The sequence below is a fragment of the Streptomyces sulfonofaciens genome, from assembly GCF_014656295.1.
Lineage (GTDB): Bacteria > Actinomycetota > Actinomycetes > Streptomycetales > Streptomycetaceae > Streptomyces > Streptomyces sulfonofaciens.
Genome location: NZ_BNCD01000061.1, coordinates 1 through 2,200, shown reverse-complemented (window position 1 = coordinate 2,200; position 2,200 = coordinate 1). Strand labels below are relative to the sequence as shown.

Here is a 2,200-nt window from a genome sequence, read left to right as displayed (position 1 = left end):
TGGGTGTGGCCGATGTTGGATTTGATGGAGCCGAGCCATAGGGGTCGGTCGGTGGGTCGGTTCTTGCCGTAGGTGGCGAGGAGTGCTTGTGCTTCGATGGGGTCGCCGAGGCTGGTGCCGGTGCCGTGGGCCTCGACGGCGTCGATGTCGGCGGGTGTGAGGCGGGCGGCGGCCAGGGCGGCCCGGATGACCCGCTGCTGGGCGGGACCGTTGGGGGCGGACAACTGGCTGCTCGCACCGTCCTGGTTGACCGCGGAGCCGCGCACCACGGCGAGCACATGGTGGCCCCTGCGTTCGGCGTCGGAGAGCCGCTCGACCAGCAGCATGCCGGCGCCCTCGGCCCAGCCGGTGCCGTCGGCGGCGGCCGCGAACGCCTTGCAGCGTCCATCGGGAGAAAGGCCGCGCTGGCGGCTGAACTCGACGAAGGTCCCGGGCGACGCCATCACGGTCACCCCGCCCGCCAGCGCCGTGTCGCACTCGCCGGCGCGCAGCGCCTGGCAGGCCAGGTGCAGCGCCACCAGCGACGACGAACACGCCGTGTCGACGCTGACGGCGGGCCCTTCGAGCCCGAGCGTGTACGAGATCCGGCCGGAGGCGACGCTGTAGGCGCTGCCGGTGCCGATGTGGCCCTCGAACGCCTCCGGGGTGCGGTCGTGGAGCCGTCCCGCGTAGTCGCCGTACATGATTCCGGCGAAGACGCCGGTGCGGCTGCCGCGCAGCGAACCGGGCGCGATGCCGGCGCGCTCCACGGCCTCCCAGGCGGTCTCCAGCAGCAGCCGCTGCTGCGGGTCGACGGCCATCGCCTCACGGGGACTGATGCCGAAGAACTCCGCGTCGAAGTCGGCCGCGTCGTACAGGAAGCCGCCCTCGCGCGCGTAGCTGCGGCCCGTACGGTCCGGGTCCGGGTCGTAGAGCCCGTCGACGTCCCAGCCCCGGTCCGCGGGGAAGCCGGAGATCGCGTCCACGCCTGCCGAGACCAGTTCCCACAGCTCGTCCGGGGTGCCGGCACCGCCCGGATAGCGGCAGGCCATGCCCACGATCGCGATCGGCTCGCACGCCGTGTCGGTCAGGCGCCGGTTGCTCTCACGCAGCCGCTCGTTCTCCAGCAAGGACGCACGCAGCGCCTCAACGACCCGCTCGGAAGGCGTACTCGTCATCAGTTCCCCGCTAAGTCGTCGTGTCACGATTCTTCGCTGACGCCGTCGGCGTTGCCGGCCAGTGCCATCCGGACGAGGGCGTCCACGTCCGCCGCCCTGATGGCGTCGGTCTGGTCGGCCTCCTGGGGCTCGGCCGGTGCCGCCTCGCCGCCTGCCAGCTTCAGCAGGGCGTCGAGCAGGCCGGCTGCCCTGATGCGGGCCGGTGGGATGGACGCGAGGACCTTGCGGATGCCGGCCTCGTCGCCGTCTGCCGTGGCCACCGCCACCTCCCCGGGCGCGAGTTCGGTGCGCAGGTAGCCCGCGAGCGCGCTCGGTGTCGGATGGTCGAAGACCAGGGTCGTGGGCGGTCTGAGGCCCGTGCTCGCGCCCAGTTGGTTGCGGAGCTCGACCGCGGTGAGCGAGTCGAATCCCATGTCCATCAGGCCCCGGTCCGGCTCCACCGCGGTCGCGTCCGCATGGCCCAGTACCGCCGCGATCCGGGTGCGCACCAGGTCGAGCAGGATCCGCTCCTGCTCCTCGGCGGTCCGGCCGGCCAGCCGCGCCACGAGGGACGCGGTGTCGGCGGTGTGCGCCGCGCGCCGCGCGGGCACCCGCACGAGGCCCCGCAGCAGCCGCGGCAGCGTCCCCGCCCCGGCCTGCGCCCGCAGCGCCGGGAGGTTCAGCCGGGCCGGTACCAGCAGCGGACCGGCGCCCGCGCCGAACACCACGTCGAGCAGCGCCAGGGCGTGTTCGGGGGCGAGCGGCAGCAGACCGCCGCGGCTCAGCCGGGCCTGGTCGGCGCCGTCGAGCCGCCCGCCCATGCCGCCCGTCCCCGCCCACAGGCCCCAGGCGAGTGACGTGCCGGGCAGCTTGCCGGTGCGGCGGTGGTGGGCGAGAGCGTCCAGGAAGGTGTTGGCGGCGGCGTAGTTGGCCTGTCCTGGGTTGCCGAAGACACCGGCCGCCGACGAGAACAGCACGAACGCCTTCAGGTCGAGTTGTCGGGTGAGGTGGTGGAGGTTCCAGGCGGCGTCGATCTTGGGGTGGAGGACGGTGTCGAGGCGGTC

The 2,200-nt window shown here is 73.6% G+C and carries 2 protein-coding genes; both read right to left on the bottom strand.

The window, feature by feature from the left end:
- Nucleotides 1–1,157: beta-ketoacyl synthase N-terminal-like domain-containing protein (locus IE313_RS34540; protein ID WP_229925197.1), on the bottom strand; the 1,157-nt coding region annotated here is incomplete at its 3' end.
- A 23-nt stretch (nt 1,158–1,180) separates the two neighbouring features.
- Nucleotides 1,181–2,200 (bottom strand): beta-ketoacyl reductase (locus IE313_RS34535; RefSeq protein WP_189939326.1); only part of this gene is annotated, 1,020 nt, incomplete at its 5' end.